This is a genomic window from Amycolatopsis sp. lyj-109 (assembly GCF_046548995.1).
Classification (GTDB): domain Bacteria; phylum Actinomycetota; class Actinomycetes; order Mycobacteriales; family Pseudonocardiaceae; genus Amycolatopsis.
Genome location: NZ_JAJPWR010000014.1, coordinates 224,912 through 250,989 on the forward strand (window position 1 = coordinate 224,912; position 26,078 = coordinate 250,989).

A 26,078-nucleotide genomic window follows, 5' to 3' on the forward strand; every position below is an offset into this window, starting at 1 on the left:
GCAGGAGACATGACCGACACGAAGGAATGGACGTTCCCGGCCTCGTTCGGGCAGGAGCGGATCTGGCTGTCCAACCAGCTCGACCCGGCGTCCCCGGTGTACAACCTCCCCTGCCAGGTGCGGCAGGACCTCCCCCTCACGGAAGGCCAGTGGCGGGCCGCGCTCGGCGTGGTCGTCGGGCGGCACGAAGCCCTGCGGACGGCGTTCCGGATGGACGGCGCCGACCTCGTCCAGGTGGTGCACAAGGACGTCCCGATCGAGTTCGAGGTGCACGACCTGCGTGACCACCCGGACTCCGAAGCCCGCGCGATCGAGCTTTCGGAAGCGATCGCGCGCCGCCCCATCCCGCTCGACACCGCCCCGCCGTGGCGGGCACAGCTGTGCCGGCTCGCCGACGCGGACTGGCTGCTGACCTTCGTCGTCCACCACACGGTGTTCGACGCCGGATCGGCGGTCGTCCTGGCCGCGGAGCTCGACGAAGCGTGCAACGCGGCCGCCGAGGGCCGGCTGCCGAAGCTGCCCGAGCTCGCCATCCAGTACGCCGACTACTCGGCCTGGCAGCGCGGTCAGCTCCCGGCCGTCCGCGCTCAGCTGGACTACTGGCGCGAGCGGCTCGCCGGCCTGCCGCCGGTGCACAGCCTGCCCACCGACCGGCCGCGGCCCGCGGAGTTCGGGTTCGGCGGCGACCAGGTCGACTTCGCCCTGCCCGACGGCCTCCTCGGCCGCGTCGGCGAGGTGGGCCGCGAGCTGTCGGCGTCGCCGTTCATGGTGCTGCTGGCCGCCTACACCGCGCTGCTGTCCCGGCTGTCCGGTTCGGCCGACATCGTGGTGGGCGTGCCGGTCGCCGGCCGGGACCTGCCGGAGCTGGCGCCGCTGATCGGGATGTTCGTCAACCAGCTCGCCGTCCGCGTCGGCTGCGACGGCGACCTGCCGTTCGCCGGCCTGGTCGGCCGGGTCCGGACCGCCGTGCTGGACGCCATCGAGCACGGCCGGGTGCCGTTCCAGCTGGTCGCCGACGAGGTCCGCCCCGAGCGCGACCCGGCGGTGCAGGCCCTCTACCAGCTCGGCTTCAACTTCATCCCCGACTCGGGCATCGAGCCGGTCCGCTACGCCACCGCCAAGGACGACGTCGCGATCGACCTGACCGCGACCGGCGGCCGGCTGCTCTACCGCACCGACCTGTTCGACCGCGCCACCGCGGAGTCCATGGTCGAGCGGTACCTGCGGGTGCTGACGGCCGCGGTCGCGGACCCGGCCCTCGCCGTGGCGGACCTGCCGCTGCTGTCGGACGCCGAGCGCGGCCAGGTCCTGGAAGAGTGGAGTGGTTCGTCCACTGAGGACGCCCCGCTCGTCGTCCCGCGGTTCGAAGACCGGGTGCGGGCGACGCCGGACGCCGTCGCCGTCGACCTCGGCGGGGTCCGGCTGACCTACGCCGAGCTGAACGCGCGGGCCAACCGCGTCGCGCACCGCCTGGGCGGGGGTGGCGTGGTCGGAGTCTGCGCGCCGAACTCGGCGGAGCTGATCGTGGGCATCCTGGGTGCGCTCAAGAGCGGCGCGGCCTACGTCCCCCTGGACCCGGCGAACCCGGCTCGGCGCCAGGCCCTGATCCTCGCCGACGCCGGGGCGCGCGTGGTGCTCACCGCCGGGGAGGCGGCCCTCGACGGAGACACCCTCGCACTCGACGACCCGGCCGTCTGGGTGGGCTCGTCCGACAAGAACCCCGCGCAGCCGGGCCCGGACGACATCGCGTACGTCATCTACACGTCCGGCTCGACCGGGCGGCCGAAGGGCGTCCAGGTCGGCCACCGGGCGCTGGCCACCTACCTCGGCTGGGCGCGCGAGGCGTACCCGAGCCTGGCGGGCCGCGCGCTGCTGCACACGTCGGCGTCGTTCGACCTCACCGTCACGACCCTGCTCGGCCCGCTCACCGCCGGTGGATCCATTGTGGACTCCGGTCGGCCCGACTTCGTGAAGGCGACGCCGACCCACCTCGCCGTGCTGCCGGAGGAGTCCTACCCGGCCGGTGACCTGGTCGTCGGTGGCGAAGCGCTCATCGGCGAGGCTGTGCGGCCGTTCTCCGGGATCGCGGTCACCAACGAGTACGGGCCGACCGAGGCGACGGTCGGCTGCGTCGCCCACCGGCTCGACGGGCCGGTCACCGGGCCGGTGCCGATCGGCCGCCCGATCCCCGGCACCCGCGCCTACGTCCTCGACGACCGGCTGCGGCCGGTGCCGCCCGGGGTCGCCGGGCAGCTGTTCCTCGCCGGCGCGCAGCTCGCCCACGGCTACCTCGGGCTGCCCGAGCTGACCGCCGAGCGGTTCCCCGACGGCCCCTTCGGGCGGATGTACGCCACCGGCGACCTCGCGCGCTGGCGCCGTGACGGCACCCTCGACTACCTCGGCCGGACCGACGACCAGGTCAAGCTGCGCGGATTCCGGATCGAGCCGGGGGAGGTGGAGGCCGCCTTGCGGGAGCTGCCGGAGATCCGGGACGCGGCGGTGGCGGTCCGCGAAGGGACCCTCGTCGGGTACGTCGTGGGCAGCGCGGACGGCGCGGCCGACGTCCTGCGGACCACGCTGCCGGAGTACCTGGTGCCGACGGTGTTCGTCACGCTGGACGCCCTGCCGGTCGCGGCGAGTGGCAAGCTCGACCGGGCCGCCCTGCCGGATCCGCAACTCGGCGGCGCCGCGGAGTACGTGGCCCCGGGCACCGCGGCGGAGGAACTGGTCGCCGAGGTCCTCGGCGAGCTGCTCGGCGTGGAGAAGCTCGGCGTGCACGACGACTTCTTCGCCCACGGCGGCAACTCGCTGCTGGCGATCCGCGCAATGGTCCGGATCCGCAAGCAGGTCGGCATCGATTTGCCGGTCCGCGGGCTGTTCTCGTTCACCACGGTGGCCGAGCTCGCCGCCGAGGTCGAGCGCCGCCTGGAAGCGGACCTCGACCAGCTCAGCGACGAAGAGGTCCGGGCCCAGCTGGCCGAAGGCGGGCCCGCGTGACGACGATCGACGAAACCAGCAGGGCGGCCGCGCGCCGCGCACTGCTGGAGCAGCGGCTCCGACGGCGTGCGGAGCCGGCCGCGACCATCACCCGGCGGCCGGACGGCGACCCCGTCCCGCTGTCCTACCAGCAGGAACGCGTCTGGTTCATGGAGCAGTTCGCTCCGGGCACGACGTCGTATCACATCCCGGTGCCGATCCGGCTCACCGGCCGGCTCGACATCGGCGTCCTGCAGGCGGCGCTCGACGCCCTCCCGGCCCGGCACGAGGCGCTGCGGATGCGGTTCCCGGCCGGGGACGACGGGCAGCCGTCCGTCCACGTCGAACCGGTCGTCACCGTGCCCTTGTCCATTGTGGACGCGGGCAGTGAGGACGCGGCCCGGGCGGCGGTCGACGCCGCCGCGGCCGAGCCGTTCGACCTGGCCACCGGGCCGCTGCTGCGCGCCACCCTGGCCCGCGTCTCCGACGACGAGCACCTCCTGGCCGTGTGCACGCACCACATCGTCGGCGACGGCTGGTCGGTCGACCTGCTCCTGCGCGACCTCGCGGCGCACTACCACGGCACGGCAGCCACCCTGCCCGCGCTGCCGGTCGGCTACGGCGACTTCGCGCACTGGCAGCGCCGGACGCTGACCGGCGCCGAACTGGACCGGCAGCTCGACCACTGGCGGGCCGCACTCGACGGCGTCGAACCCCTGGAGCTGCCGACGGATCGCCCGCGGCCGGCGACCCAGACGTTCGACGGCGCGATCCACGAGTTCTTCGTCGAGAAGGACCTCGCCCGCGCCCTCGGCGCACTGAGCCGCGAGCACGGCGTCACGCTGTTCATGACGCTGCTGGCCGCCTACCAGGTCCTCCTCTCCCGGTACTCCGGGCAGGACGACTTCGCCGTCGGGTCCTCCTCGGCCGGGCGCGGGCTCCCCGAGCTCGAAGGCGTCGTCGGCATGTTCATCAACATGCTGCCGCTGCGCGCCCAGCTCGACGGCGACCCGAGCTTCACCGAACTCCTGGCCCGGACCCGCCGGCACGTGCTCGACGCGTTCGAGCACGCCGACGTCCCGTTCGAACGCCTGGTCAACGCCCTCGGTGTGCCGCGGGACGTCAGCCGCTCGCCGGTGTTCCAGGCGATGTTCGTGCTGCAGAACTACGAGATGGGCCGGATGGGCACGGCGGGGGAGTCCGCAGTGGACTTCCGCTGGCTGCCGATGGACCTGCCCGCCACCCGGTTCGACTTCGAGTTCCACGCGATCGAGATCTCCTCCGGGCTGATCGGCAAGTTCGTGCACAACACCGCGCTGTTCGGCACCGAGAGCGTCGCGGGCATGGCCGAGCGCCTGGTCACGCTGCTGCGCTCGATCGTCGCCGACCCCACCCGGCCGCTGTCCGCACTGGACATCCTGGGTGACCAGCGCGACCTGGTCCTCGACCGGTGGAACGACACCGCGGGCGAGATCCCGCCGGGCACGCTGCACTCGCTCGTCGAGGCCCAGGTCGCCCGCACGCCGGACGCGCCTGCGTTGACCTTCCGCGGTTCTTCGCTGTCCTACCGCGAGCTGGACGAGCGCGCCAACGGGCTGGCGCACCACCTGCGCGAGCTCGGTGTCGGACCGGGGAGCCTCGTCGGCGTCTTCGCGAACCGCTCCTTCGAGCTGGTCGTCGCGCTGCTCGGGGTGCTCAAGGCCGGTGGCGCGTACGTGCCGCTCGACCCGGAGTACCCGGCCGACCGGCTCGCGTTCATGCTGGAAGACGCGGCCGCGCCGGTCGTGCTGACCCAGGCCGCCCTGCGCGAGACCCTCCCGCCGGGCGACGCCACCGTGGTCGTCCTCGACGACCTGACCGGACCGGCGACACCCGTGGAATCCCTGGCGAGCGCGGACGATCCCGCGTACGTCATCTACACCTCGGGCTCGACCGGGCGGCCGAAGGGCGTCCCGAACGGCCACCGCGGGATCGTCAACCGGCTCGACTGGATGCAGCGCGCGTACGGGCTCGACGGCTCGGACGCGGTCCTGCAGAAGACTCCGGCGAGCTTCGACGTCTCCGTGTGGGAGTTCTTCTGGCCGCTGATGACCGGTGCGCGGCTCGTGCTGGCCGAACCCGGCGGCCACAAGGACGCCGCGTACCTGCGGGAACTCCTCGATACCGAAGAGATCACGACCGCGCATTTCGTGCCCTCGATGCTGACGTTGTTCTTGGCGGAGCCGGGCATCGAGCCGGTGACGGCGCTGCGGCGGGTGGTCTGCAGCGGCGAGGAACTGCCGCTGGACACCGCGCGCGAGTTCGTCCGGCGGCTGCCGCACTGCGAACTGCACAACCTCTACGGCCCGACCGAAGCCGCGATCGACGTCACCGCCTGGCACTGCACGCCCGAGGCCCTCGCCGAAGTCGCGTCCGTGCCGATCGGGGCGCCGATCCGCAACCTCCGGATCTACATCCTCGACCGGCGGGGCAACCCGTGTCCGGTCGGCGTGCCGGGCGAGCTGCACATCGCCGGTGCCGGGCTGGCGCTCGGCTACCACAACCGGCCGGAACTCACGGCCGAGCGGTTCGTCACGGACCCGTTCAGCGCGTCTGCCGGCGGCCGGATGTATCGCACGGGCGACCTCGCACACTGGCGAACCGACGGCACGGTCGCGTTCCTCGGCCGGCTCGACCACCAGGTCAAGCTGCGCGGCCTGCGCATCGAGCTCGGCGAGATCGAGGCCCGCCTGCGGGAACAGCCCGGGGTGGCCGACGCGGTCGTGCTCGTCCGCGAGGACACACCGGGGGATAAGCGGCTGGTCGGGTACGTCGTCGGCGACGCCGACCCCGGCACGCTCCGGACCGCGTTGAAGGAGACCCTGCCGGACTACATGGTCCCGCCGTCGTTCGTCACCCTCGACGCCCTGCCGCTGACGCCGAACGGCAAGCTCGACCGCAACGCCCTGCCCGCCCCGGTCGCCGCCCGTGACGCGACCACGGCCCTGGTCGAACCGTCGACACCGTTGGAAGTGCTGCTCGCCGACATCTGGCGGGACGTGCTCAAGGTCGAAGAACTCGGCGTCGGCGACGACTTCTTCGACCTCGGCGGGCACTCGATGCTCGCCACCCAGGTCGTCGCGCGGATCGCGAAGGCCGGGCACCAGGCGGGCGTGATGGACCTGTTCCAGCACCGCACGATCCGCGAACTGGCGGTGTTCCTCGACGGCGACCGGGACGACTCGGGGCACCTGCTGTACGAGCTGACCAAGCCGGTCGCGAAGCCGACGCTCACCTACGTCTGCTTCCCGTACGGCGGCGGCAGCGCGATCGTCTACCAGCCCCTCGCGGACGCGCTGCCCAGCGGGTACTCGCTGTTCTCGGTCGCCATCCCGGGCCACGACGTCGGGCTCTCCGAGGAAGCCGTGCCGTTCGACGAACTCGTCGAGCGGCTGGCGGAGGAGGTCCTCGAGCGCATCGACGGCCCGCTGGCCATCTACGGCCACTGCGGCGTCGGCAACGCCCTCGCGGTCGGTGTCGCCCGGCGCCTGGAGGAGCGCGGCCGTGAGCTGGAGGTCGTCCACATCGGCGCGATCTTCCCGTTCGCGCGGATCAAGGGCGCGGTCGGCACGCTGCGCACGCGGCTGGAAAAGCTGCGCAGCAACCGGTACTACGCGAACTGGCTCAAGGGCATGGGCGTCGACACCGACGACCTCGACCCGGCCCAGGCCGACCGGATCATCAGCAACATGCGGGCCGACAGCCGTGCCGCCGAGGAGTACTTCAGCGGCCTGCTCGACGCCCGCGTCGCCAAGCTGCGCGCGCCGATCATCTCGGTCGTCGGCTCGGAGGACCCGGTCACCGACTACTACGCCGAGCGCTACCGCGAATGGGAGTTCCTCACCGACCGCACCGCCCTGGTCGTCCTGGACCAGGCGGGGCACTTCTTCCTGCGCTACCGCGCGGAGGAACTCGCGGAGATCATCACCCGCGTCCACCCGGCGCTCGACGAGCCGGGTGACCTGCACGTCTCGGCCCGGGGCGAGGATGCGGGCTGGGCGGTGCACGACACCCACCGGGCGGAAGTGGACGACAAGCCCGCGGTGAAGCCGAGCATGGCCCGGTTCGTCACGGTCACCGTCGGCCAGTTGGTCTCCTCGACCGGCTCGGCGCTGACGTCGTTCGCGGTGCCGATCTGGCTCTACACGAAGACCGGTTCGGTCACCGACCTCGGCCTGCTCTGGGCCCTCGCGCTGCTGTGCGGGGTGCTGGTCCTGCCGGTGGCGGGCGCGCTCGTCGACCGCGGCGACCGGCGGCGGATCATGATCGCGGCCAGCGTGATCGCCGGGGCCATCCAGCTCGTGCTGGCGCTGCTGCTGACGGCGGGGAACCTCCAGCTGTGGTTCCTCTACGTGCTGATCCCGCTCGGGTCGGTCGCGGGGTCGATCCAGCGGATCGCCTACCAGTCGTCGGTGGCGCAGCTGGTGCCGAAGCAGTACCTCGGTCACGCGATGGGCCTCGCGCAGCTGTCCAACGGCTTCGCGCAGCTGCTGATGCCGGTGATCGCGGCCGGGCTGCTCGCGGCGATCGAGCTGTCCGGGATCCTGGTCCTCGACATGGTGAGCTACGTCTTCGCCGTCGTCAGCCTGCTGTTCGTCCGGTTCCCCGACCTGCTGGGCTGGCGCCCGCGCGAGCCGCTGCTGACGGCGATCGCGGGCGGCCTGAAGTACTCGTGGAACCACCGCGGCTTCCGCACCATGCTGCTGTACTTCGCGCTGGCCAACGTCTTCCTGGCGCCCGCACTGGTGCTCGTCTCCCCGCTGGTGCTGTCCTTCGGCTCGGTCACCGACGTCGCCCAGGTCGCGCTGGCCGAAGCGATCGGCGCGGTCGCCGGCGGTATCGGCATGGCGCTGTGGGGCGGCCCGCGCAAGCGGCGGATGGTCGGCGTCCTGTTCGGCAACGTCGGCATCGCGCTCGGCAGCCTGGTGATGGGCCTGCGGCCGTCGCTGGTCGTCGTCGCGGCCGGTGTGTTCCTGCTGGCCGCCGCGATGGCCGTGTCGCAGGGCATCTACGCGACGCTGGTGCAGGTCAAGGTGCCGCAGCGGTATCACGGCCGGGTGTTCGCGATCAACCAGACGATCACCTGGTCCACGCTGCCGATCGGGTTCGCGGTGCTGGCCCCGCTGGCCGTCGGCTGGTTCTCGCCGCTGCTCGCCCCCGGCGGGCCCCTGTCCGGGTCGGTCGGCACGGTGCTCGGCACCGGCGAAGGCCGTGGCGTCGGGCTCGCCTACGTCGTCTACGCGCTGATCCTGCTGCTGATCAACGCCGGTGGGTTCAGCGTGCGGCTGCTGCGCCGGTTCGACACCGAAGTCCCCGATTCGCTGCCGGACGACCTCGTCGGCGCGCAGGAACGGGAGCGCAAGCTCGCCGGGAAGGAGGCCACGTGAACACTGTGGTGCTGATCAGGGAAGCCCGCGGGCACTGGGTCGGCGAGGTCGCCGCCGCGGTGCACGCGGCCGGGCACCGCGCGGTGCTCCTCGCGCCCCCGGTCGACGAGGCCGAGCGCGCGTCGCTGGCCGCGCTGGTGGACGAGGTGGTCGCGGTCGGCGACGTCTACGACGCCGAAGCCGTCGCCGAGACCATCCGGTCCCGGTTCGGGGCGCCCGCCGCCGTGCTGACCGGGTCGGACGGAGCCATCGCGAGCACCGCCCGGGTCGCCGAGCTGCTCGGCGTCGCGCGGTGCCCGGCGTCGGCGTTCCGGTTGTGCGCGGACAAGTCCGCCGTCCGGGAAACCCTGGCGGCGGCCGGGCTGCCGGGCCCGGCGTTCGCGCTCATCTCCTCGGCCTCCGAAGCGGCTTCGGTGGCCGACCGCGTCGGGCTCCCGGCAATCGTCAAGCCGGTCAACGGCGCCGGCAGCAACCTCGTGCGCACCGTGTCCACTGTGGAGGAACTGGTGGCCGCGTACGAGTTGTTGGCGGCGCGCCTGCCCGAGTCGGCGGACCCGCGCTACCACCGGCCGCTGGGAACGGTGGACCCGGCGGCGACCTTCCTGGTCGAAAGCTTCCTGAACGGCCCGGAGTACGCGGTGGACGTGCTGATCCGCGACGGCGTCGCCGAGCCGATCGAGATCCTCGACAAGCCGCTGATCGACGAGCGCAAGTTCGAGCTGGTCCTGTCGTGCCCGCCGGCGGGCCTCTCGGCGGAGCGGGCGGCACTCGTCACGTCGGCGGCGACCTCGGCGGTGCTCGCGCTCGGACTGGACAACACGGTCGCGCACGTCGAGGTGATCGACGACGAGCGGCGTGGCCCGACGATCGTCGAGGTCAACGCGGGCCGCCCGGCGGGCTCGATCATGCCGCTGCTGGGCAAGCTGCGCACCGGCGTCGACGTCTTCGCCGAGCTGACCGCCCTCGCCCTGGGCGCGCCACCGCCCGTGCGGGAACCGGCCAAGCTGCCGATTCCCCTGGCGATGCTGATCCTCTACGCGTCCGGGTCCGGCACGCTGCGCAGCGTCGGCGGTCTCGACGAGGTCGCCGCGCTGCCGGAGGTCGTCGACGTCGTCACGACCGTCTCGCCCGGCCAGCTGCTCACCGACGAACAGGAGACGTACGCGGTCAACCTCGTCGTCGCCGGGTTCGCCGACCACGACGACCTCGCCGCCCTGCACGCCGAAGCGAGCAAGCTGATCCGCCTGGAGGTCGCGTGAAGACCGCGTTCATCGTGCGGGAGACGCGCGGCTACTGGATCCGCGACTTCGCCGCCGCGGTCCGGGCGGCCGGGCTGCGGACCGAACTGGTCACCGAACCCCTCGACGACGCCGAACGGGCCGAGCTGGAGTCCCTGGTCGACGGGTTCGTCGTCGTCGGCGACGTCCGGGACGTGGCCGCGGTCGCCGCGGCGATCCGGGCCCGCGATCCCGAGCCGGCCGGCGTGCTCACCGCCGCCGAAGGCATCATCGCGAGCACCGCCCTGGTCGCCGAGCTGCTCGGGGTGGCGCGCTGCCCGGCGTCGGTGTTCACGCTGGCGCACAACAAGTTCGCCGTCCGGGAGAAGCTGGCTGAGGCGGGCCTGCCCGGACCGCGCGCCGCGTTGTTCGCCGACCCGGCCGAGGCCGCCGAGATCGCCGGGCGGGTCGGTCTGCCGGCGATCGTCAAGCCGGTCAACGGCGCCGCCAGCACCCTCGTCCGCACAGTGTCTACTGTGGACGAACTGGTGGCGGCCTACGAACTGCTGGCCACCCGGCTGCCGGAGAACCCGGACGCGCGCTACCACCGCCCGCTGCCCGGCGGCCTCGACCCGCGGCGGGTGTTCCTCGTCGAGGGCCTGCTCGACGGGCCGGAATACGCGGTGGACGTCCTGGTCCGCGACGGCGTCGTCGAGCCGGTCGAGATCGTGGGCAAACCGCTGGTCGACGAACGCAAGTTCGAGCTCGTCATGGTCAGCCCGCCGTTCGGGCTGACCCCGGAGCGGGCGGGCCTGGTGACGCAGGCGGTGGCCGACGCCGTCCGGGCGCTGGGCCTGGACAACGCCAGCGCGCACGTCGAGGTGATCGACGACGCGGTCCTCGGCCCGGCGATCGTCGAGATCAACGCCGGCCGTCCGGTCGGCGGCGCCACCGCCCTGCTGCTCAAGCTGCGGACCGGCGTCGACGTCTTCGCCGAGACGGTGGCGCTGGGCCTCGGCACCCCACCGCCGCCGCGGGCGCCGACCGCGCTGCCCGTCCCGGTCGGGGAACTGATCCTCTACGCGTCGGGCCACGGCCGGCTGGTCCGCATCCACGGCCTCGACGAGCTGGCCGACCTGCCCGAGGTCTTCTCGGTGATCACCACCGTGGCACCCGGCCAGCTGCTCAGCGACGATCACGAAACCTACGCCGTGAACGCGTTCGTCGCCGGCTTCGCCGACGCCGACGACCTGGCCGCGCTGCACGCCGAGGCCACCAAACTCGTCCGATTCGAACTGGAGGAAGCATGACCGCTGTGACATCCGGAGCTTCGCTGAGGCAGCTGGAGGGCAACGAGCACACGAAGATCGCCGTCTTTCCGGCCGCGGACTTCGCGGCGGTGGAGGCGCACCTGCCGCGGCTGCAGGAGCAGCTGCGTGACCACGGCGCGATCCTCCTGCGCGGGCTGCCCGCCGACCTCGACCTGTTCAACCGCGTCACCGAGACGATCGGCGGCGCGCTGCTCACCTACACCGAACGGTCGACACCGCGCTCGGCGGTGGCGGGCAACATCTACACCTCCACCGAGTACCCGCCCGCCGAGTCGATCCCGATGCACAACGAAAACTCCTACTCGGCGAGCTGGCCGGCGCGCCTGTTCTTCCTGTGCGACACGGCCGCGGAAACCGGCGGGGCGACGCCGATCGCGGACAGCCGGGCGATGTACCGCCTGCTGCCCGAAGACCTGCGCGAGCGGTTCGCGGGCGGCGTCACCTACACCCGCGCGTTCCGCGAAGGGCTCGGGCTGACCTGGCAGGAGGCGTTCCAGACCGACGACCGCGCGGTCGTCGAGGACTACTGCACGAGCCACGGCCAGACCTTCGAATGGACCGACGAGGGGCTGCGCACCCGGCACGTCCGGCCGTCCTTCGTGGCGGAGCCGCACACCGGGGACACCGTGTGGTTCAACCAGGCCAACCTCTTCCACATCCGGAGCCTCGGCGAAGAGGTCAGCGAGGCGCTGCTGGAGCTGTACCCGGAGGAGGACCTGCCGCGCAACGCCTACTTCGCCGACGGCAGCCCGATCCCGGTCGCGGACCTGGAAAAGGTCCGCGAGGTCTACGACGAGGTCAGCTACGCGTCCCCATGGCAGGCCGGCGACATCATGGTGATCAACAACATGCTGATGGCCCACGGCCGTGAGCCGTTCACCGGCAAGCGGCGCATCCTGGTCGCGATGACGGGATGACCGCACCGGTGGTGGTGCTGCTCGCCCACCCGCGGCCCGGCAGCTTCAACCACGCGCTGGCCTCGCGAGTGGTCGACGCGCTGGACCGCGCGGGAACGCCCGTGCGGTTCCACGACCTGTACGCCGAAGGGTTCGACCCGGTCCTGACCGCGGAAGAGGCCTACACCAGCGGGACCCGGGCGGAGGAGTTCCTCGCCGCCGAACCGGACCCGCTGGTGCGGCAGCACCGGGCAGAGCTGGGCACCGCGGGCGGGCTCGTCGCGATCCACCCCAACTGGTGGGGTAAGCCGCCGGCGATCCTCGGCGGCTGGCTCGACCGGATCCTCGTCCCCGGCGTGGCCTACCGCCTCGACGACGCCGGCGGCGCACCCGAGTCGCTGCTGTCCCTGCGGCGGCTGCTGGTGGTCAACACTTCGGACACCCCGGAGGAGCGTGAGCGGACGCTGTTCGGCGACCCCCTGGACGCGATCTGGCGGCGCTGCCTCGCGCCCTACCTGGGGGAGCCGCAGGTGCGCCGGCTGGTGCTGCGGGTGGTGGCCGACGCCGGCGCGGCCCAGCGGGCGGCGTGGCTCGACGACGTCGAAGCGGAGGTGCGCGGGCTCTTCGGTGGGGTTAGCTTCGGAGGGCGTCGAGGGAAAGCTTCGCCGCCTGCGCGATGAGCCGGTCATCGTGCTCGGCGTGCTCGGTCGGACGGCTGGACATGATCGCGACGACGATCGGTGCCCGCCCCGGCGGCCAGACGACCGCGATGTCGTTGCGCGTGGCGTACTCGCCGGTGCCGGTCTTGTCGGCGACGGCCCAGCCGGCCGGCGTGCCCGCCCGGATCACGGTCGCGCCGGTCTTGTCGGCCCGCATCATGTCCGTGTAGATGCTCCGCTTCTCCGGCGGCAGCGCGTCGCCGAGGGCGAAGGTGCGCAGGGTGCCGGCCATCGCGCGCGGGGTGCTCGTGTCGCGGATGTCGCCCGGAGCGAGGTCGTTGAGCGCGGGTTCGGTCCGGTCGACGTGGGTGGTCCTCGAAGACGGGCACGCTGCTGAACCTGCGGCACGAGATGGGCGTGGTCGAGCACGCGGACGGCGGGGTGTTCGCGGTGGTGGCGCTGACGGAGTCGAGGGTGCCGGCGGTCCTCCAGCCGGAGGCGGAGGTGCTGGTGGCCCGGGTGGCCCGGGCCTTGCGCGATCAGCTGCGCGGCGGGGGATGAGAAAACCACTGGAGACCGGGTCCGGTGCGACCTAGGCTCCGGTGGTGTCGTTCACCAGACCCGAACCCCCGTACTACGCGGTGATCATCACGAGCGCGCTGGACGCGGACAACCTCGACGGTTACGCGGAAATGGACGCCCGGATGGCCGAGCTGGGCCGGGCACAGCCGGGCTACCTCGGCCGCGAGTCGAGAACGGACCCGGACGGCCGCGAGCTGACGGTGCTGTACTACCGGGACGCCGAGTCGATCACCGCGTGGAAGCAACACCCGGAGCACAAGGAAGCCCAGCGCCGGGGCCGGGAGCAGTGGTACGCGGGGTACCACATCGAAGTGGCCCGCGTGGAGCGCGCGTACGGCTTCGAGCGCGGGTAGCGCGACTCCACGGATGAGCCCCTTCGTGAGTGGCCGACGGCGTTGGGAGCTGCCGCCGATGCAGTGAATGAGTCATTCACTGCACTCCGGAACCGCCCGGCCCCCGGGGAAATCCGCCCTCACACCGGTGCCTTCACCCCGAACTCCACCTCGTCGGTCGCCACCGTTCCCGCCGTCCGCCCCGGAGCCGTCTGGTACTTCCAGTACAGGTTCGTGTGCGCGATGACCTGCCCGGGCGGGGGCGCACCGTAGGCGGACAGATCCTCCGTCGTGTGCGCGTCGGCCACCAGCGCCGTGTCGTAACCCCGTGCCAGCGCCCCGTGCAGCGTCGAGCGGATACACGCGTCCGTCTGCGCGCCGGCCACCACGAGTGACCCGATCCCGCGGTCCGCCAGCACCTCCTCCAGATCGGTGTCCTCGAACGAGTCGCCGTACTCCTTGTGCACCAGCGGTTCCCCGTCGCGGCGCACCAGCTCCGGCACGTACTCCCAGGTCTGGCTCCCGCGCGGCAGCTCGCCGCTGGTGTGCTGCACCCACACCACCTCGGTGCCCGCCGCGCGGGCTTTCTCCACCAGCGTCACGAGGTTGGCCAGGACGGATTCGCGTTCGTGGGCCGTCTCCATCACGCCGTTCTGCACGTCGACGACGAGCAGAGCGGTGTGCGGGCGGCCGGTCAGTGTGGTCATGGCGTCACCTTAACCACCGGCACCGACAATTTCCGGAGCTAGCATGCCCGGCATGGACTACGGGACGCTCTTGCTCGGCATCGTCGTACTGATCACGGTCGTCGGACTGGGATCCTCGGCCACGGACCGCAGGCTCGGCCGGGTCGACCGCCGCCTCGCGCGGGTGGAACGGAAGCTCGACGCGATCGCCGACCGGCTCGGCGTGCCCGTCGAGGAACCGGAGCTCGCCGAGGTGACCGAGCTGCTGCGGCAGGGCAAGAAGATCCAGGCGATCAAGGCCTACCGCGAGAGCACCGGCGCCGACCTCAAGGAAGCCCGCGACGCCGTGGAGCGGCTCGGCTGACGGGCGATCGCTAAGGTGCCCCGCCGATGTGCTTGGCGGACACCGCTTCCCACACCGCGTCGAAGTTGTCGTACCGGTCGCTGTCCGGCAGCCCGCCGAGCGAGCCCAGCACCGAGTCGCCGCCGCCTGCCGCGGCCGCCCGCCGCAGGAGCTCGTCGCGGCCGCACGGGTACTCGGTCTCGGCCAGGTGCCGTTCCAGGCCGGTCCGGTCCGAATCGGGCATCGCACACCTCCTGATCGTTCTCTTCCCCCGCGTACCCGGGGCGGCCGAGCAGGAAACTCAGCCCACGACGATCGTGTGCTCCGACCGCGGCTCGAGTGACCCGATCACCGGATGGCCCGGCAGCTCGCCGGCCACCAGCAGGCCACCGGACGTCTGCGCGTCCGCCAGCAACAGCGCCTCGTCGGGCGAAATCCGGGACAGGTCGACGTGCGGGCGGACCCAGTCGAGGTTCCGCCGCGTGCCGCCGCTGACGTACCCGTCGCGCAGCGCCTCCCGCGCGCCGTCGAGGTAGGGCACCGCCGCCGGATCCAGCCGGGCCGTGACGCCGCTCGCGCGCGCCAGCTTGTGCAGGTGCCCCAGCAGGCCGAACCCGGTCACGTCGGTGGCGCACACGGCCCCGGCGGCCAGCGCGGCCAGCGACGCCGGCGCGTTCAGCGTCGTCATCGCGTCGATCGCCTGCTCGAACCGTTCGCCGGTGGCTTTGTGCCGCGAGTTGAGCACGCCGATCCCGAGCGGCTTGGTCAGGGTCAGCGGCACGCCCGCCCGGCCGGCGTCGTTGCGCAGCAGCCGCGACGGATCCGCGACGCCGGTCACCGCGAGCCCGTACTTCGGCTCCGGGTCGTCGATGCTGTGCCCGCCGGCCAGGTGACACCCCGCCGCGGCGCAGACGTCGAGGCCACCGCGCAGGACCTCGGCGGCCAGCTCGAACGGCAGCGTTTCGCGTGGCCAGCCGAGCAGGTTGACCGCCACCACCGGCGTCCCGCCCATGGCGTAGACGTCGGACAGCGCGTTGGCCGCGGCGATCCGGCCCCAGTCGTAGGCGTCGTCGACGACCGGGGTGAAGAAGTCCGTGGTGACGATCAGCGCGGTGCCGCCGGCGATCCGGACCACGGCCGCGTCGTCGCCGGTGTCGAGGCCGACGAGCAGCTCGCCCGGTGGCGAAACGGGCGCGGCTCCGGTGAGGCCGCGCACGGCCGCTTCCAGTTCGCCGGGCGGGATCTTGCACGCGCAGCCGCCGCCGTGTGCGTACTGCGTCAGTCGGTGAGCCACCGGTTCATCGTGCCCGCCGGGCGCGAACTTGGCAGGATGGCCACCATGGTGCAGGGAGGCGTATCCGGCCTGGTGACCGGCGCGGTCTTCAAAACCGTCGAACGGCAGGTTCTGCCGCTGGCGGGTTCGATTCCCGTCCGCCTCCGCCATGCCTGACCCCCGCCGCGCGATCCCGCGGACCGACACGATCCTGGCCGAGCCCCGGATCGCCAAGGCCGCCGGTTCGCTCGGGCGGGACCTGGTGAAGTCGCTGGTCAACGAGGTCCAGCGGGCCGCGCGGGCCGGCGAGATCGCCCCGGAAGCCGTCGTGGACGCCGTGCTCGCGCGGCTCCCGGCGAGCGCCTCCTCGCTGCGGCCGGTGGTCAACGCGACCGGCGTCGTCGTGCACACCAACCTCGGCCGGGCCCCGCTTTCGGCCGCCGCCCTCGACGCCCTCGTCGCGGCCGGCGGCGCCACCGACGTCGAATTCGACCTCAGCACCGGCGACCGGGCCCGCCGCGGCCGCGGCGCCCTCTCCGCCCTGCACGCGGCCGTGCCCGACGCCGGCGCGGTGCACGTGGTCAACAACAACGCGGCCGCCCTGCTGCTCTGCGCGCTGGCGCTGGCTCCCGGCCGCGAGATCGTCGTCAGCCGGGGCGAGCTGGTCGAGATCGGCGACGGCTTCCGCATCCCGGACCTCCTCGAATCGGCCGGGGCGCGACTGCGCGAGGTCGGGACCACGAACCGGACGTCGGCCCGCGACTACGCCGCCGCGATCGGCCCCGACACCGGGTTCGTGCTCAAGATCCACCCGTCGAACTACCGCGTCACCGGGTTCACCGCGGAAGCGGCGCTCGGCGAGCTGGCCGGCCTCGGCGTGCCGCTCGTCGCCGACATCGGCTCCGGCCTGCTCACCGGGCATCGGCTCCTGCCGGACGAGCCGGACGCGGCGAGCGCGCTGCGAGCGGGCGCCACGATCGTCACCGCCAGCGGGGACAAGCTGCTCGGCGGCCCGCAGGCCGGCCTGCTCCTCGGCGACGCGGAGATGATCGAACGGCTGCGGCGGCACCCGGCCGCGCGGGCCCTGCGCGTCGACAAGCTCACCTTGGCGGCCCTCGAAGCGACGCTGCGCGGGCCGGAGCCCCCGGTGCGGGCCGCGCTCGAAGCCTCCGTCGCGAGCCTGCGGGAACGCGCCGAAGCGCTGGTCGACGCCCTCGGGGACGTCGATGCCCAGGTCGTACCGTCGGTGGCGGCCGTCGGCGGCGGGGGCGCGCCGGGCGTCGAACTGCCCAGCGTCGCGGTGAGCCTGCCCGCCCGGTACGCGGCCGCGCTGCGCACGGGGGAGCCCGCGGTGGCCGGCCGGGTCGTCCAGGACCGCTGCCTGCTCGACCTGCGGACCGTGCGCCCGGAAGAAGACGCGAAGCTGCGGGAAGCCGTCCGCCGATGCGGGTGATCGTCACCGCCGGGCACGTCGACCACGGCAAGTCCACCCTCGTGCGGCGGCTGACCGGGATGGAGCCGGACCGGTGGGCCGAGGAACGCCGCCGCGGCCTCACCATCGACCTCGGCTTCGCCTGGACCCGGATCGGGGACGAGGAGGTCGCGTTCGTCGACGTACCGGGCCACGAGCGGTTCGTGCCGAACATGCTCGCCGGCGCCGGGCCGGCCCCGGCGGTGCTGTTCGTCGTCGCCGCGGACGAGGGCTGGATGCCGCAGTCGGCCGAGCACCTCGCCGCGCTGGCCGCGTTCGGCGTCCGCCGCGGCCTGCTGGTCGTCACCAAGGCCGACCGCGCCGACCCGGCCGCCGCGACGGCCATCGCGCTGCGGGAGATCGCGAAGACGTCGCTGGGTGCGGTCCCGAGCGTCGCGGTCAGCGCCGTCACGGGCACGGGCCTCGACCACCTGCGTGCGGCGATCGGCGACCTCACCTCCGGGCTGCCGCCCCCCGACGCGGACGCCGACGTCCGGCTGTGGATCGACCGCGCGTTCACGGTTTCCGGGGCCGGGACGGTCGTCACGGGCACCCTCTCCGCCGGAACGCTCGCCACCGGCGACGAGCTGCTGCTGGGCCCGGCGCGGGTCAGGGTCCGCGCCCTGCAGGCCCTCGGCGAACCCCGCGACCGCGTCGGCGCGGTGGCCCGGGTCGCGGTGAACCTGCGCGGCACCGCCCGCGGCGACGTCCGCCGCGGCGACGTCCTGCTGACACCCGGCCGGTGGCGCACCACGGCCGAGTTCGACGTCCGGCTGCGCGGCGCGGCCGCCGCCGACCTGCACCGCGAGCTGGTGCTGCACCTGGGCACGGCGGCGGTGCCGGTGCGGGTCCGTCCACTCGGGACGGACACCGCGCGGCTCACCACGGCCACCGCGCTGCCGTTGCGCACCGGGGACCGTGGCCTGGTGCGCGATCCCGGCGAGCACCGGATCGCCGCCGGGTTCGACGTCCTCGACGTCGACCCGCCCGCGTTGTCCCGCCGCGGCGCGGCGCGGGCCCGTGGCCGTGAGCTGGCCGATCCCGACCTGGCCCGGACCTACCTGTGCCGCACCGGGTTCGTCCGCGTCGGCGACTTCGCCGTGCTGGGCCTGCCGGAGACGGGGGAGCGCCTGGGCGAGTGGTGCGCGGACGAGGAGCGGTTCGCGGCGTTGCGCGCGCAGGCGGCCGGAATCGTGGGCGCGTGGGACAGCACGGCCGCGGGCGTGCCGGTGGAGGCGTTGCGGCAGCGGCTCGGGCTGCCCGCCCCGGAGCTGGTCGTCCCGGTGCTGCGCGGCACCGGTTTCGAGGTGGCGGGCGGCCTGGTCCGCCGTCCCGGCGCCGGGCTCGCCCCGGCGGTCGAGAAGGCCCTGCAGGTGGTCGCGAAGCGGCTCGCGGAGCATCCCTTCCGCGCGCCGGAGGCGGCCGAGCTGCAAGCACTGGGCCTCGGCCGGCGCGAACTGGCGGCCGCCGTCCGCCTCGGCCGGCTGACCGCGGTCGCCGAAGGGGTGGTGCTCGGCCCGGACGTGGCCGAGCGAGCGGCCGCCGAGCTGCGCCGGCTGCCCCAGCCGTTCACGGTTTCGGAGGCCCGCAAGGCCCTCGACAGCACCCGCCGGGTGATGATTCCGCTGCTGGAACGCCTGGACGCCGCCGGACGGACCGAATCCCTCGGCGACGGCACCCGCCGCACGAGGGACTGAGGGGTCGCGCCCGGAATTCTCCGGGGTGATTGCGCGGCCGGTGGGCGACAGCCTGATCTCCGGTTAGGATTCGGCTTCCGATCATGCGCACACCTGGGGGGACCTTCCATGACGACGCCCGAAGACAGACCGCAGCAGCCCGCGCCGGACGCGAATCCCTTCCGGCCCCCGGCCCCGGAGGCTGCCCTGCCGCCGTACCCGGCCGCGCCGTACCCGGCCGCGCCGTACTCGCCCGCGCAGTACCCGCCCGCGCCGTATCCGATGCCGCTGCCGGGCGGCTTGCCGCCCAAGAAGCGCAGTGGCCTCAAGCTCGCGCTGCGGATCGGTCTTCCCCTCGTGTTCCTCGCGGTCGTCATCGTGGCCGGGCTGACCGCGTCCACGACCAGGAGCAGCAACGTCGGCGACTGCCTCAAGGGCAACGCGGACAACGCCGACAGCGTGACCTCGGTGGCCTGTGGCCCGGAGGCTAGCTACAAGATCGTCGGCAAGGTCCCGGACCAGTCCAAGCTGGCACTGACCTTCGGCGGTGGCTGTGACGAGTTCCCGACCGCGACCGTCGCGTACTGGGAGGGCGTCGAATCCTCGAAGGGCACGCTGCTCTGCCTGGAGGACGTGAAGAACCCGGGCAAGGGCATGCCGCAGGTCGGTGACTGCGTCAAGGGAGACCTCTCCGATGCCGACCACACCGAAAAGGTCCCTTGTGGACCGGAGGCGAGCTACAAGGTCGCCGGTGTCGAGGACGGCGGCGCGCTGGGCGGGCTCACGAAGGCGTTTTGCACCAAGGTCCCGTCCGCGGCCGCCTCGATGGAGTGGAAGCGGCAGGGCAGCCTGTCGTCGAAGGTCCTGTGCCTGGAAGACCTGAAGAACCCGGACAACCGCAAGCCCGCCGTCGGCGAGTGCATGGCGACCGGCGCCAACGACGAGCTCCACCTCGCCCCCTGCACGAAGGGTGCGGCGAAGGTGCTCGGTCAAGTGGACGGCCTGAGCAAGATGGACGGTCTGTCGAAGACCGTCGAGGAGATCTGCAAGGACTTCCCCGGCGCGGACCAGGCGGCTTCCTGGAGCATGCAGGGCTCCCTCGCGGTGACCACCTTCTGCATGCAGTCGGTCAAGAAGTAGGACCTTCGGAACCGGCCACAAGGTGGCGGGCGGACCGGTCCGCCCGCCACCTTACGGCCGGGCCTGCGTGCGCGACAAGGCCGCGAAACGCGGAGCGGATTCCCTTGGCGGTGGAGGGGGTTCCGGGGTATCCGGCCCCGTCCGGGTTCAGCGGAGCAGGGCGGTGGCCCGGGCGTGGAGGAGAGCCCCGGAGGAGTTCCCGGCGGCCCCGTCCACGAGAACGTCCGGTGTGTCCAGGTGACCGCTGTTGTGGTACGCGGCTTTGCACAGGTTGTAGGTGGCCGCGAAGGCGCCCAGGCCGATGGTGGCTATGTGGAAGAAGGCGTTGCAGAGCGGGGGGCACTGAGCTTCCTGCCACGCGGACGGTTCTTCGCAGTTCATGGCCTTTTCGACGACGTTCAATCCGGACCTGCTTTCGTGCTGTGCGAACGACGGCGTTCACGGGCACGTTACCTGGGTGTCATCGCGGGAAACATCAGCCAACGTGATGAGTCGCACTCGCGATCGGCCGCCTACCATGGCTTGCGACGTGGACGCCCCCCGCGGGCCGAGCCAGGAGGAAAAGTGAACCGAGTCGAATCCGTCGCCACGCTCGTGTCGGGCGATCTGCAGCCGCTCCGAGCGGAAGCAGAGGTCGCGATGCCGACGCTCTGCACCTGCTGGGTCGTCGCCGCCGCGGGCATCATCGGCGGGGCCGCGGGCTACTACTACGGGCACGTGAACTGCAAGAACCACGGCTGTGTCCAGGAATCGCCAGAGGTGCTCTCCGGACTGGGAGACCTGCGTGACATGTCTTCGGACGGCATGGTCGAACTGCGGACAGCGGCGGCCCGCGCCGCGCGCTGAACCCGCCCTGCGGCGTCACCCCGCCGACGCGGTCCACAGCGTGAAGCCCTCGAACACCCCCAGGCAGAAAAACCGCTGCCGCACCCCGGCGTCCGGGGCGCGGCAGCGGTTTCGCATCACTTCTTGTCCGTCACGCCCTTCACGGCGTCCTTGATCTTCTCGCCGGCCTGCTTGAGCGAGCCCTTGGCCTGATCGGACTTGCCCTCGGCCTGCCACTGCTCGTTGCCGGTGGCGTCGCCGACGGCTTCCTTGGCGCGGCCCTTGAGCTCTTCGCCCTTGTTTTCCATTTTGTCGTTCATCGGGATGCACCTTCCATCGCGGGCGACATTTCCGGATCGGCCAGTCGCCAAAAGGGCCTTGACAGTCTGATACCCACTCCTCGCGGAGCTACACATCGGCGGGGAGGTGCCCGCCCATCCGCTCGATCCGCTGGATCGCCGGCTCGGCGAGGACGCCGTGCACGATCACCGACACCGCCACGGCGAGCGCGCCGACCCGCCACAGCACGTCCTGCTGCGGCACGGGAAGCCGGTTGAGCGTGTAGGCCAGGTAGTAGAGCGTGCCGATGCCGCGGACGCCGAAGAACGCGATCGCCGCGGTGGCCGGCCGTCCCGGCGAGGGCGCGCCGAGCAGGGAAAGCCAGCCCACCAGCGGCCGCACCACCAGCACGGCGACGACGGCGATCACCACTTCGAGGGGCTGCAGCCCGCGCAGCAGGCCGTCGCCGATGGCCAGGCCCAGCCCCAGCAGGGCGAGCGGGACGAACAGCCGTTCCAGCTGGCGGCCGAAGGCGTGCAGGACGCCGTGGTACTCGTGCTCGCGTTCCTGCGTGCGCACCGCGACCGCCGCCACGAACACGGCGACGAACCCGTTGCCGTGGGCGGCTTCCGCAAGCGCGTAGGGCACGAACGCGAGGGCGAGCAGGACCAGCCCGTCGGCGTACTCGGCCAGCCGCAGCCGGTCCGACGGCGCCCGGAAGATCGCCCAGCCGAGCACCCGGCCGGTGAACAGCCCGGCGACCACGCCGATGACCAGCGGCAGCAGCAGGTCCACCAGCACCCAGGACAGGTCCAGGCGCGGCTGCCCGCTTGCCAGTGCCAGGCCGAGGAGGACGAACGGCATGGTCAGGCCGTCGTTGAGCCCGGCTTCGGTCGTCAGCGTGAACCGGATTTCGTTGTTCCGGGCCAGGTCCGGCTCGACGCCCGCGTGGGGGACGCCGATGTCGCCCGCCAGCACCGGGTCGGTCGGTGCCAGGGCCGCGGCCAGCAGCAGCGCGACGCCGGGGGCGAGCGCGAGCCACCAGTGGCCGAGCACGGCGATCGCGAGGATCGACACCGGCATGGTGATGGCGAGCAGCCGCCACGTCGAACCCCACCGGCGCAGGCCGAACGGCCGGTCGACCGACAGCCCGGCCCCGGCGAGCGCGACGAGAATGCCCAGCTGGGCGAAGGATTCCACACCCTGCAAGTGGGCGGCCGGGTCGCTCCAGCCGTTGCCGTAGGGGGCCGGCAGCGGCAGCATCCCGAACACGATCCCGGCGATGAGCATCACCAGCGGCACCGAGAACGGCCGGTCGGCGACCAGCTTGGGCACGATCGCCGCGGCGAGCGCGAGCAGGCCGGCCACTCCGAACAACACCGTCAACGACGACAACGATCTCCTCCTGCCCGCTCGGCAGGACGGCCGGGCGTGAATCGGGGCGCACCGCAACCGGCCGGCGTCCGGGAGCCGGGGTAGCGTGGCAGGAAGAGGCGCGCCGCGGCCCGGGTTCCCGGCGTGCGAGCGGCGAAACCGAGGAGGCCGCGGTGACGGCGATGAACGGGGCGGGCGGGCCGTGCCGGTTCTGCGGCAGGCGGCGCGACCCCCGGGTGCCCGGCCGGAACGGCCCGATCTGCGTGGACTGCGTCCGGGCCGGCCTGCGGGTGGTGCGCGACGGCGCGGACCGGGAGAGCGGCGCGGGTGATGTGCTGGCGGCGGTGACGTCGCCGCTGGCCGCGGTCTGCGACTTCTGCGGCCGCCGCGAGCGCCGGACGTTCCTCGGGCTCCGGCGGCCGCTGCTGCGCGTGGACTGCGCCGCGCGGGACGCCGTGATCTGCGTGGACTGCCTGGACCACGCCGGGGATGCGCTGAACGTCGCCCTGCGCGGCTGAAGAGCGTTTCCGGACCGGCCCGCGCGGGTAGCCGGGCGCCATGACGTCCACTCGCGAACACCGCACGCGACCGGAGACCGCTTCGGTCGCCGAAACCCTGCGCGTCGCGGTGCAGGTGGCCTTGCCCACGCTGGCCGGCGGGGTGATCAAGCGCCGTCCGGCGGCGCTGGCGGTGGCCGGGAAGCTGCAGGTCGACCGGCCGGCGATCCGGTTGCTGCGCCGCCTGCGCGACCGCCACTTCGGCCGTCCCCTGAAGCTGCGCGTGCCCGGCCGGTCGGTGGAACTGGCGTTGTCGGGTGCGGACGTCAAGCGGCTGCTGGCCGGCGCACCGACGCCGTTCAGTCCGTCCACAGTGGAGAAACGCGCCGCGCTGAGTCACTTCCAGCCCCACGGCGTCCTGATCTCCGACGCGGCCGACCGGCCGGCCCGCCGCCGGTTCACCGATGCCGTGCTCGAACCCGGCCGCCCGCTGCACGAGTTCGCGACGCCGTTCGCCCGGGCCGTCGCCGAGGAAGCGGCCGCGCTGCGGAACTCGGCGACACTCGACTGGGACACCTTCACCGTCACCTGGTGGCGGCTGGTCCGGCGGGTCGTGCTCGGCTCGGCCGCTCGCGACGACACGACCCTGACCGACCAGCTCGAACGCCTGCGGCTCGACGCGAACTGGGCGTACCTGCACCCGCAACGCAAGCAGCTGCGCGCGCAGTTCCGCGAGCGGCTCGTCGCCCACCTCGGCCGCGCCGAGCCCGGCAGCCTGGCGGCGCTGATCGCCGAGGCGGGTGAGGACACCGCCCCCGACCAGGTGGCGCACTGGCTGTTCGCCTTCGACGCGGCCGGCCTGGCGACCTACCGGACGCTGGCGTTGCTGGCGAGCCACCCGGCGGCCCAGGAGCGCGCCCGCACCGACCTCGAAGGCATCGATCTCGCGGAGCCGAACCAGCTGAGCTACCTGCGGGCGTGCGTGCTGGACGCGGTCCGGCTGTGGCCGACGACCCCGATGATCCTGCGGGAGACGACGGAGGAGACGTCGTGGGGCCCGGCGGGCACGACGATCCTGATCTTCACCCCGTTCTTCCACCGCGACCCGGATCTGCCCTACGCGGACCGGTTCGAACCGGAGCTCTGGCTGGACGGCCGCGCGGCGGAGAACCCGGCGCTGGTCCCGTTCAGCGCGGGCCCGGCGATCTGCCCGGGCCGCGACCTGGTCCAGTTCTGCGCGAGCACGATGCTGGCGAACCTGCTGCGCGACCACCGGTACGAGCAGGCGTCGGGGCCGGTTCTTTCCCCGGAGCGCCCGCTCCCGGCGACTCTGGACAACTTCCACTTGAAGCTCAAGCTGATCGACTGAGCCGTTTCCGCCGCAGCCGGACGACCTCGACAACCGCCGCGGCGCCCAGCAGGACCAGCACGATCGGTAGCGCGGTCGGCAGCCAAGGCCAGGCGTCGCCTTCGAAGACGATCCCGTCGGTGGGCAGCTCCAGCACCTTCGCCGTCCAGCGGGCGGTGGCGACGTCGGTGCGGCGGGACAGGGCGCCGACCGCGGTGTCGTACGGGAAGCCCGCCCGGTCGTGGACGTACTCGGGGGCCGGTCCGTCAGGTGACGTGATCCCGCGTGTCGCGCCCGGCACGAGCAGCCGGTCGAGCTCCGCCGAGGCGAGGGACGCCCGGGGCAGGAACGTCAGCCCGTGCCGGGACCGGATCGGGCCGCCGTCGGTGCTCACCGCAAGGGTGCGCGAGGACAGTGACTGCCCTTCGGTGTCGAACACCGACGCGAGTTCGACCTCGCCGACACCGTTCGCCAGCAGCACGCCGATTTCGTCGGGGTTCCAGCGGAACCCGGCGTTGACGATCGCCGCCGCGTCCGGCATCCCGGCCGGCTGGTGCACCGGCACCGCGCTGCCGTAGCGGCGCCAGCCGATCGCCGCCGCGGCGTCGGCCGCCACCGCGGGCCCGGCCAGCCGCTCGACCCAGTGCAGCGTGCCGTCGATGCCGGAGAGGATCCCGGCCGTGGTCACGACGTTCCCGTCGTCGACGAACCGTTCCCCGCGCACCCACCGCACCGCCGGGTACTCGGCGGCCCAGGCGTCGACCTTCAGCCAGTGTGCGGTGGCCGGCCGCCCGTCGAGCAGCCCCACGGAGGCGAGCACCGCGCCGCCGTTGCAGACGCTCAGCAGCTTCGAGCCGTGGGCGGCCCGGTCCCGCAGCCAGGTCGTGACCGGTTCGGTGCTCGGTTCGCCGACGTCCGGGAACGCGGGCACGACGACGAGGTCCGGCGCGGCTCCGCCGAGCCGGGCGGCGAGGCCGGCGAAATCGAGGTCCGGCACCAGGTCGAGACCGCCGGTCAGCGGCTTCGGCTCGCGGTGCGGCGCGACCGTGTAGACGTTGAACCGGCCGGTGGCGGCGAGGATCTCGTAGGGGGCGAGCGCGTCGGAGACGACGGCGCCGCGGTCGCCGACGACGACCACCGCGGTCGGCTTGGCCGGGTCGTGGAGGACCAGCGCCGCGGCGGGGACGGGCCGCGGCGGGCCGGCGGCGTAGAGGGCGTCGATCGCGCCGAGTGCGGAGACGGTCGCGCCCACGGCGGGGACCACCAGCACGGCGGCCACCGCGGCGAGGAGGAGAGCGATGCGCTTGAGCATGCTCAGTGCCAGTACTCGGCGCGGCGCCACACCATGGCGGCGAGCATCAGCGGGAACATGATCACGTGCCCGGCGACCATCAGCGCCGTGCCGGAGATCGCGCCCAGCCAGTACGGCACCAGCAGCGCCACGAACGGCAGGTACATCACCGCGGCCATCTCGGCGATCCGTGGCCACGAGTGCCGGCGCAGGGCCATGCCCAGGACCATCGCGACGGTCATGTTCGTGGCCATCACGAGTGCGTCGAGGTCCGGGCGTTCGAGCCAGGCGGACGGCCATAGCGCCCCGAGCGCCACCATGCCGACGAGCATGGCGACGACCATTTCGACGTAGTGGCCGGTGAACCGGGCGAGCTTGCGGGCGGTGGTCCGGGTGGTTTCGGTGGTGGTCATGGTTCCCTCCAGGTTGTTCCTGGACGAGAATCCCGGCTGGAGC

General features: G+C 72.9%; 23 protein-coding genes, 1 tRNA gene and 1 pseudogene. 16 read left to right on the forward strand and 9 right to left on the reverse strand.

Annotated elements, in window-relative coordinates:
• Nucleotides 1-9 precede the first annotated feature (9 nt).
• The 6 genes from ACLJQF_RS29805 to ACLJQF_RS29830 are packed head-to-tail and all read left to right on the forward strand — an operon-like array spanning nt 10 to nt 12,526.
• Nucleotides 10-2,997, forward strand: coding sequence for a non-ribosomal peptide synthetase (locus ACLJQF_RS29805; RefSeq protein WP_410613649.1), 2,988 nt, complete (start codon nt 10-12; stop codon nt 2,995-2,997).
• The gene (locus tag ACLJQF_RS29810) at nt 2,994-8,402 is read left to right on the forward strand and encodes an amino acid adenylation domain-containing protein (protein WP_410613650.1); all 5,409 of its coding nucleotides are present in this window, start codon (nt 2,994-2,996) and stop codon (nt 8,400-8,402) included. The genes ACLJQF_RS29805 and ACLJQF_RS29810 overlap by 4 nt, the downstream gene beginning before the upstream one ends.
• Nucleotides 8,399-9,661, forward strand: a complete 1,263-nt coding sequence (locus ACLJQF_RS29815; protein ID WP_410613651.1) for an ATP-grasp domain-containing protein — start codon at nt 8,399-8,401, stop codon at nt 9,659-9,661. Before ACLJQF_RS29810 ends, ACLJQF_RS29815 begins: the two co-directional genes overlap by 4 nt.
• Nucleotides 9,658-10,929: an ATP-grasp domain-containing protein gene (locus ACLJQF_RS29820; protein WP_410613652.1), complete on the forward strand. Its 1,272-nt coding sequence runs from the start codon at nt 9,658-9,660 to the stop codon at nt 10,927-10,929. Before ACLJQF_RS29815 ends, ACLJQF_RS29820 begins: the two co-directional genes overlap by 4 nt.
• Nucleotides 10,926-11,867 carry a TauD/TfdA family dioxygenase gene (locus tag ACLJQF_RS29825; protein ID WP_410613653.1) on the forward strand — a complete coding sequence of 314 codons (942 nt, stop codon included), beginning with the start codon at nt 10,926-10,928 and terminating at the stop codon, nt 11,865-11,867. Before ACLJQF_RS29820 ends, ACLJQF_RS29825 begins: the two co-directional genes overlap by 4 nt.
• Complete coding sequence (locus ACLJQF_RS29830) at nt 11,864-12,526, forward strand: NAD(P)H-dependent oxidoreductase (RefSeq protein ID WP_410613654.1); 663 nt, start codon at nt 11,864-11,866, stop codon at nt 12,524-12,526. Before ACLJQF_RS29825 ends, ACLJQF_RS29830 begins: the two co-directional genes overlap by 4 nt.
• Here ACLJQF_RS29830 and ACLJQF_RS29835 read toward each other — a convergent pair.
• On the reverse strand, nt 12,480-12,824 hold the full coding sequence (locus ACLJQF_RS29835; protein WP_410613685.1) for a serine hydrolase: 345 nt from the start codon (nt 12,822-12,824) through the stop codon (nt 12,480-12,482). The two genes, ACLJQF_RS29830 and ACLJQF_RS29835, sit on opposite strands and share 47 nt — an antisense overlap.
• A gap of 50 nt (nt 12,825-12,874) precedes the next feature.
• On the opposite strand from ACLJQF_RS29835, the pseudogene ACLJQF_RS29840 reads away from it, so the two are divergent.
• A pseudogene (locus tag ACLJQF_RS29840) lies at nt 12,875-13,066 on the forward strand (serine hydrolase); the annotation flags it as partial.
• A gap of 44 nt (nt 13,067-13,110) precedes the next feature.
• The gene (locus tag ACLJQF_RS29845; RefSeq protein ID WP_410613655.1) at nt 13,111-13,440 is read left to right on the forward strand and encodes an antibiotic biosynthesis monooxygenase family protein; all 330 of its coding nucleotides are present in this window, start codon (nt 13,111-13,113) and stop codon (nt 13,438-13,440) included.
• A 119-nt stretch (nt 13,441-13,559) separates the two neighbouring features.
• Here ACLJQF_RS29845 and ACLJQF_RS29850 read toward each other — a convergent pair whose 3' ends face one another.
• Complete coding sequence (locus ACLJQF_RS29850; RefSeq protein WP_410613656.1) at nt 13,560-14,126, reverse strand: cysteine hydrolase family protein; 567 nt, start codon at nt 14,124-14,126, stop codon at nt 13,560-13,562.
• A 52-nt stretch (nt 14,127-14,178) separates the two neighbouring features.
• On the opposite strand from ACLJQF_RS29850, the gene ACLJQF_RS29855 reads away from it, so the two are divergent.
• Nucleotides 14,179-14,469 (forward strand): hypothetical protein, encoded by a 291-nt coding sequence (locus tag ACLJQF_RS29855; RefSeq protein WP_410613657.1) that lies wholly within the window; start codon nt 14,179-14,181, stop codon nt 14,467-14,469.
• A gap of 10 nt (nt 14,470-14,479) precedes the next feature.
• Here the strand turns inward: ACLJQF_RS29855 and ACLJQF_RS29860 are convergent, their stop codons facing one another.
• Together ACLJQF_RS29860 and selD are read right to left on the reverse strand one after the other, a co-directional pair.
• The gene (locus ACLJQF_RS29860; protein ID WP_410613658.1) at nt 14,480-14,692 is read right to left on the reverse strand and encodes a DUF2795 domain-containing protein; all 213 of its coding nucleotides are present in this window, start codon (nt 14,690-14,692) and stop codon (nt 14,480-14,482) included.
• Between the two features lie 57 nt (nt 14,693-14,749).
• A complete protein-coding gene (gene selD, locus ACLJQF_RS29865) occupies nt 14,750-15,742 on the reverse strand; it encodes a selenide, water dikinase SelD (protein WP_410613659.1) in 993 nt (330 codons plus the stop codon).
• Nucleotides 15,743-15,796: 54 nt separating this feature from the next.
• On the opposite strand from selD, the gene ACLJQF_RS29870 reads away from it, so the two are divergent.
• From ACLJQF_RS29870 to ACLJQF_RS29885, 4 genes are all read left to right on the forward strand, one after another.
• A tRNA-Sec gene (locus ACLJQF_RS29870) sits at nt 15,797-15,891 on the forward strand.
• Nucleotides 15,891-17,174 carry an L-seryl-tRNA(Sec) selenium transferase gene (gene selA, locus ACLJQF_RS29875; RefSeq protein WP_410613660.1) on the forward strand — a complete coding sequence of 428 codons (1,284 nt, stop codon included), beginning with the start codon at nt 15,891-15,893 and terminating at the stop codon, nt 17,172-17,174. The genes ACLJQF_RS29870 and selA overlap by 1 nt, the downstream gene beginning before the upstream one ends.
• Nucleotides 17,165-18,889 carry a selenocysteine-specific translation elongation factor gene (selB, locus tag ACLJQF_RS29880; RefSeq protein ID WP_410613661.1) on the forward strand — a complete coding sequence of 575 codons (1,725 nt, stop codon included), beginning with the start codon at nt 17,165-17,167 and terminating at the stop codon, nt 18,887-18,889. Before selA ends, selB begins: the two co-directional genes overlap by 10 nt.
• A gap of 108 nt (nt 18,890-18,997) precedes the next feature.
• Entirely contained in the window at nt 18,998-20,008 is a 1,011-nt protein-coding gene (locus tag ACLJQF_RS29885) for a hypothetical protein (protein ID WP_410613662.1), read from the forward strand.
• A 147-nt stretch (nt 20,009-20,155) separates the two neighbouring features.
• On the opposite strand, the gene ACLJQF_RS29890 is transcribed toward ACLJQF_RS29885, so the two are convergent.
• Nucleotides 20,156-20,410, reverse strand: a complete 255-nt coding sequence (locus tag ACLJQF_RS29890; RefSeq protein WP_410613663.1) for a hypothetical protein — start codon at nt 20,408-20,410, stop codon at nt 20,156-20,158.
• A gap of 162 nt (nt 20,411-20,572) precedes the next feature.
• Here ACLJQF_RS29890 and ACLJQF_RS29895 point away from each other — a divergent pair, with 162 nt between their 5' ends.
• A complete protein-coding gene (locus ACLJQF_RS29895; RefSeq protein ID WP_410613664.1) occupies nt 20,573-20,854 on the forward strand; it encodes a hypothetical protein in 282 nt (93 codons plus the stop codon).
• Between the two features lie 116 nt (nt 20,855-20,970).
• On the opposite strand, the gene ACLJQF_RS29900 is transcribed toward ACLJQF_RS29895, so the two are convergent.
• Both ACLJQF_RS29900 and ACLJQF_RS29905 read right to left on the reverse strand, forming a co-directional pair.
• Nucleotides 20,971-21,153 carry a CsbD family protein gene (locus tag ACLJQF_RS29900; protein WP_410613665.1) on the reverse strand — a complete coding sequence of 61 codons (183 nt, stop codon included), beginning with the start codon at nt 21,151-21,153 and terminating at the stop codon, nt 20,971-20,973.
• A gap of 88 nt (nt 21,154-21,241) precedes the next feature.
• A complete protein-coding gene (locus tag ACLJQF_RS29905) occupies nt 21,242-22,507 on the reverse strand; it encodes a cation:proton antiporter (RefSeq protein WP_410613666.1) in 1,266 nt (421 codons plus the stop codon).
• Nucleotides 22,508-22,668: 161 nt separating this feature from the next.
• On the opposite strand from ACLJQF_RS29905, the gene ACLJQF_RS29910 reads away from it, so the two are divergent.
• Nucleotides 22,669-23,004, forward strand: a complete 336-nt coding sequence (locus ACLJQF_RS29910; RefSeq protein WP_410613686.1) for a hypothetical protein — start codon at nt 22,669-22,671, stop codon at nt 23,002-23,004.
• 40 nt (nt 23,005-23,044) lie between these two features.
• Complete coding sequence (locus ACLJQF_RS29915) at nt 23,045-24,352, forward strand: cytochrome P450 (protein ID WP_410613667.1); 1,308 nt, start codon at nt 23,045-23,047, stop codon at nt 24,350-24,352.
• Here ACLJQF_RS29915 and ACLJQF_RS29920 read toward each other — a convergent pair.
• Together ACLJQF_RS29920 and ACLJQF_RS29925 are read right to left on the reverse strand one after the other, a co-directional pair.
• Nucleotides 24,336-25,643, reverse strand: a complete 1,308-nt coding sequence (locus tag ACLJQF_RS29920; RefSeq protein WP_410613668.1) for a DJ-1/PfpI family protein — start codon at nt 25,641-25,643, stop codon at nt 24,336-24,338. The two genes, ACLJQF_RS29915 and ACLJQF_RS29920, sit on opposite strands and share 17 nt — an antisense overlap.
• Before the next feature lie 2 nt (nt 25,644-25,645).
• Entirely contained in the window at nt 25,646-26,035 is a 390-nt protein-coding gene (locus tag ACLJQF_RS29925) for a hypothetical protein (RefSeq protein ID WP_410613669.1), read from the reverse strand.
• Nucleotides 26,036-26,078 lie beyond the last annotated feature (43 nt).

Excerpts from the sequence above, each read along its gene's own strand:
- ACLJQF_RS29805 (WP_410613649.1), top strand. The coding sequence starts at position 10 with ATGACCGACACGAAGGAATGGACGTTCCCGGCCTCGTTCGGGCAGGAG.
- ACLJQF_RS29825 (WP_410613653.1), top strand. The coding sequence starts at position 10,926 with ATGACCGCTGTGACATCCGGAGCTTCGCTGAGGCAGCTGGAGGGCAAC.
- ACLJQF_RS29830 (WP_410613654.1), top strand. The coding sequence starts at position 11,864 with ATGACCGCACCGGTGGTGGTGCTGCTCGCCCACCCGCGGCCCGGCAGC.
- ACLJQF_RS29850 (WP_410613656.1), bottom strand. The coding sequence starts at position 14,126 with ATGACCACACTGACCGGCCGCCCGCACACCGCTCTGCTCGTCGTCGAC.
- ACLJQF_RS29855 (WP_410613657.1), top strand. The coding sequence starts at position 14,179 with ATGGACTACGGGACGCTCTTGCTCGGCATCGTCGTACTGATCACGGTC.
- ACLJQF_RS29860 (WP_410613658.1), bottom strand. The coding sequence starts at position 14,692 with ATGCCCGATTCGGACCGGACCGGCCTGGAACGGCACCTGGCCGAGACC.
- selA (WP_410613660.1), top strand. The coding sequence starts at position 15,891 with ATGCCTGACCCCCGCCGCGCGATCCCGCGGACCGACACGATCCTGGCC.
- selB (WP_410613661.1), top strand. The coding sequence starts at position 17,165 with ATGCGGGTGATCGTCACCGCCGGGCACGTCGACCACGGCAAGTCCACC.
- ACLJQF_RS29885 (WP_410613662.1), top strand. The coding sequence starts at position 18,998 with ATGACGACGCCCGAAGACAGACCGCAGCAGCCCGCGCCGGACGCGAAT.
- ACLJQF_RS29900 (WP_410613665.1), bottom strand. The coding sequence starts at position 21,153 with ATGAACGACAAAATGGAAAACAAGGGCGAAGAGCTCAAGGGCCGCGCC.
- ACLJQF_RS29910 (WP_410613686.1), top strand. The coding sequence starts at position 22,669 with ATGAACGGGGCGGGCGGGCCGTGCCGGTTCTGCGGCAGGCGGCGCGAC.
- ACLJQF_RS29915 (WP_410613667.1), top strand. The coding sequence starts at position 23,045 with ATGACGTCCACTCGCGAACACCGCACGCGACCGGAGACCGCTTCGGTC.
- ACLJQF_RS29920 (WP_410613668.1), bottom strand. The coding sequence starts at position 25,643 with ATGCTCAAGCGCATCGCTCTCCTCCTCGCCGCGGTGGCCGCCGTGCTG.
- ACLJQF_RS29925 (WP_410613669.1), bottom strand. The coding sequence starts at position 26,035 with ATGACCACCACCGAAACCACCCGGACCACCGCCCGCAAGCTCGCCCGG.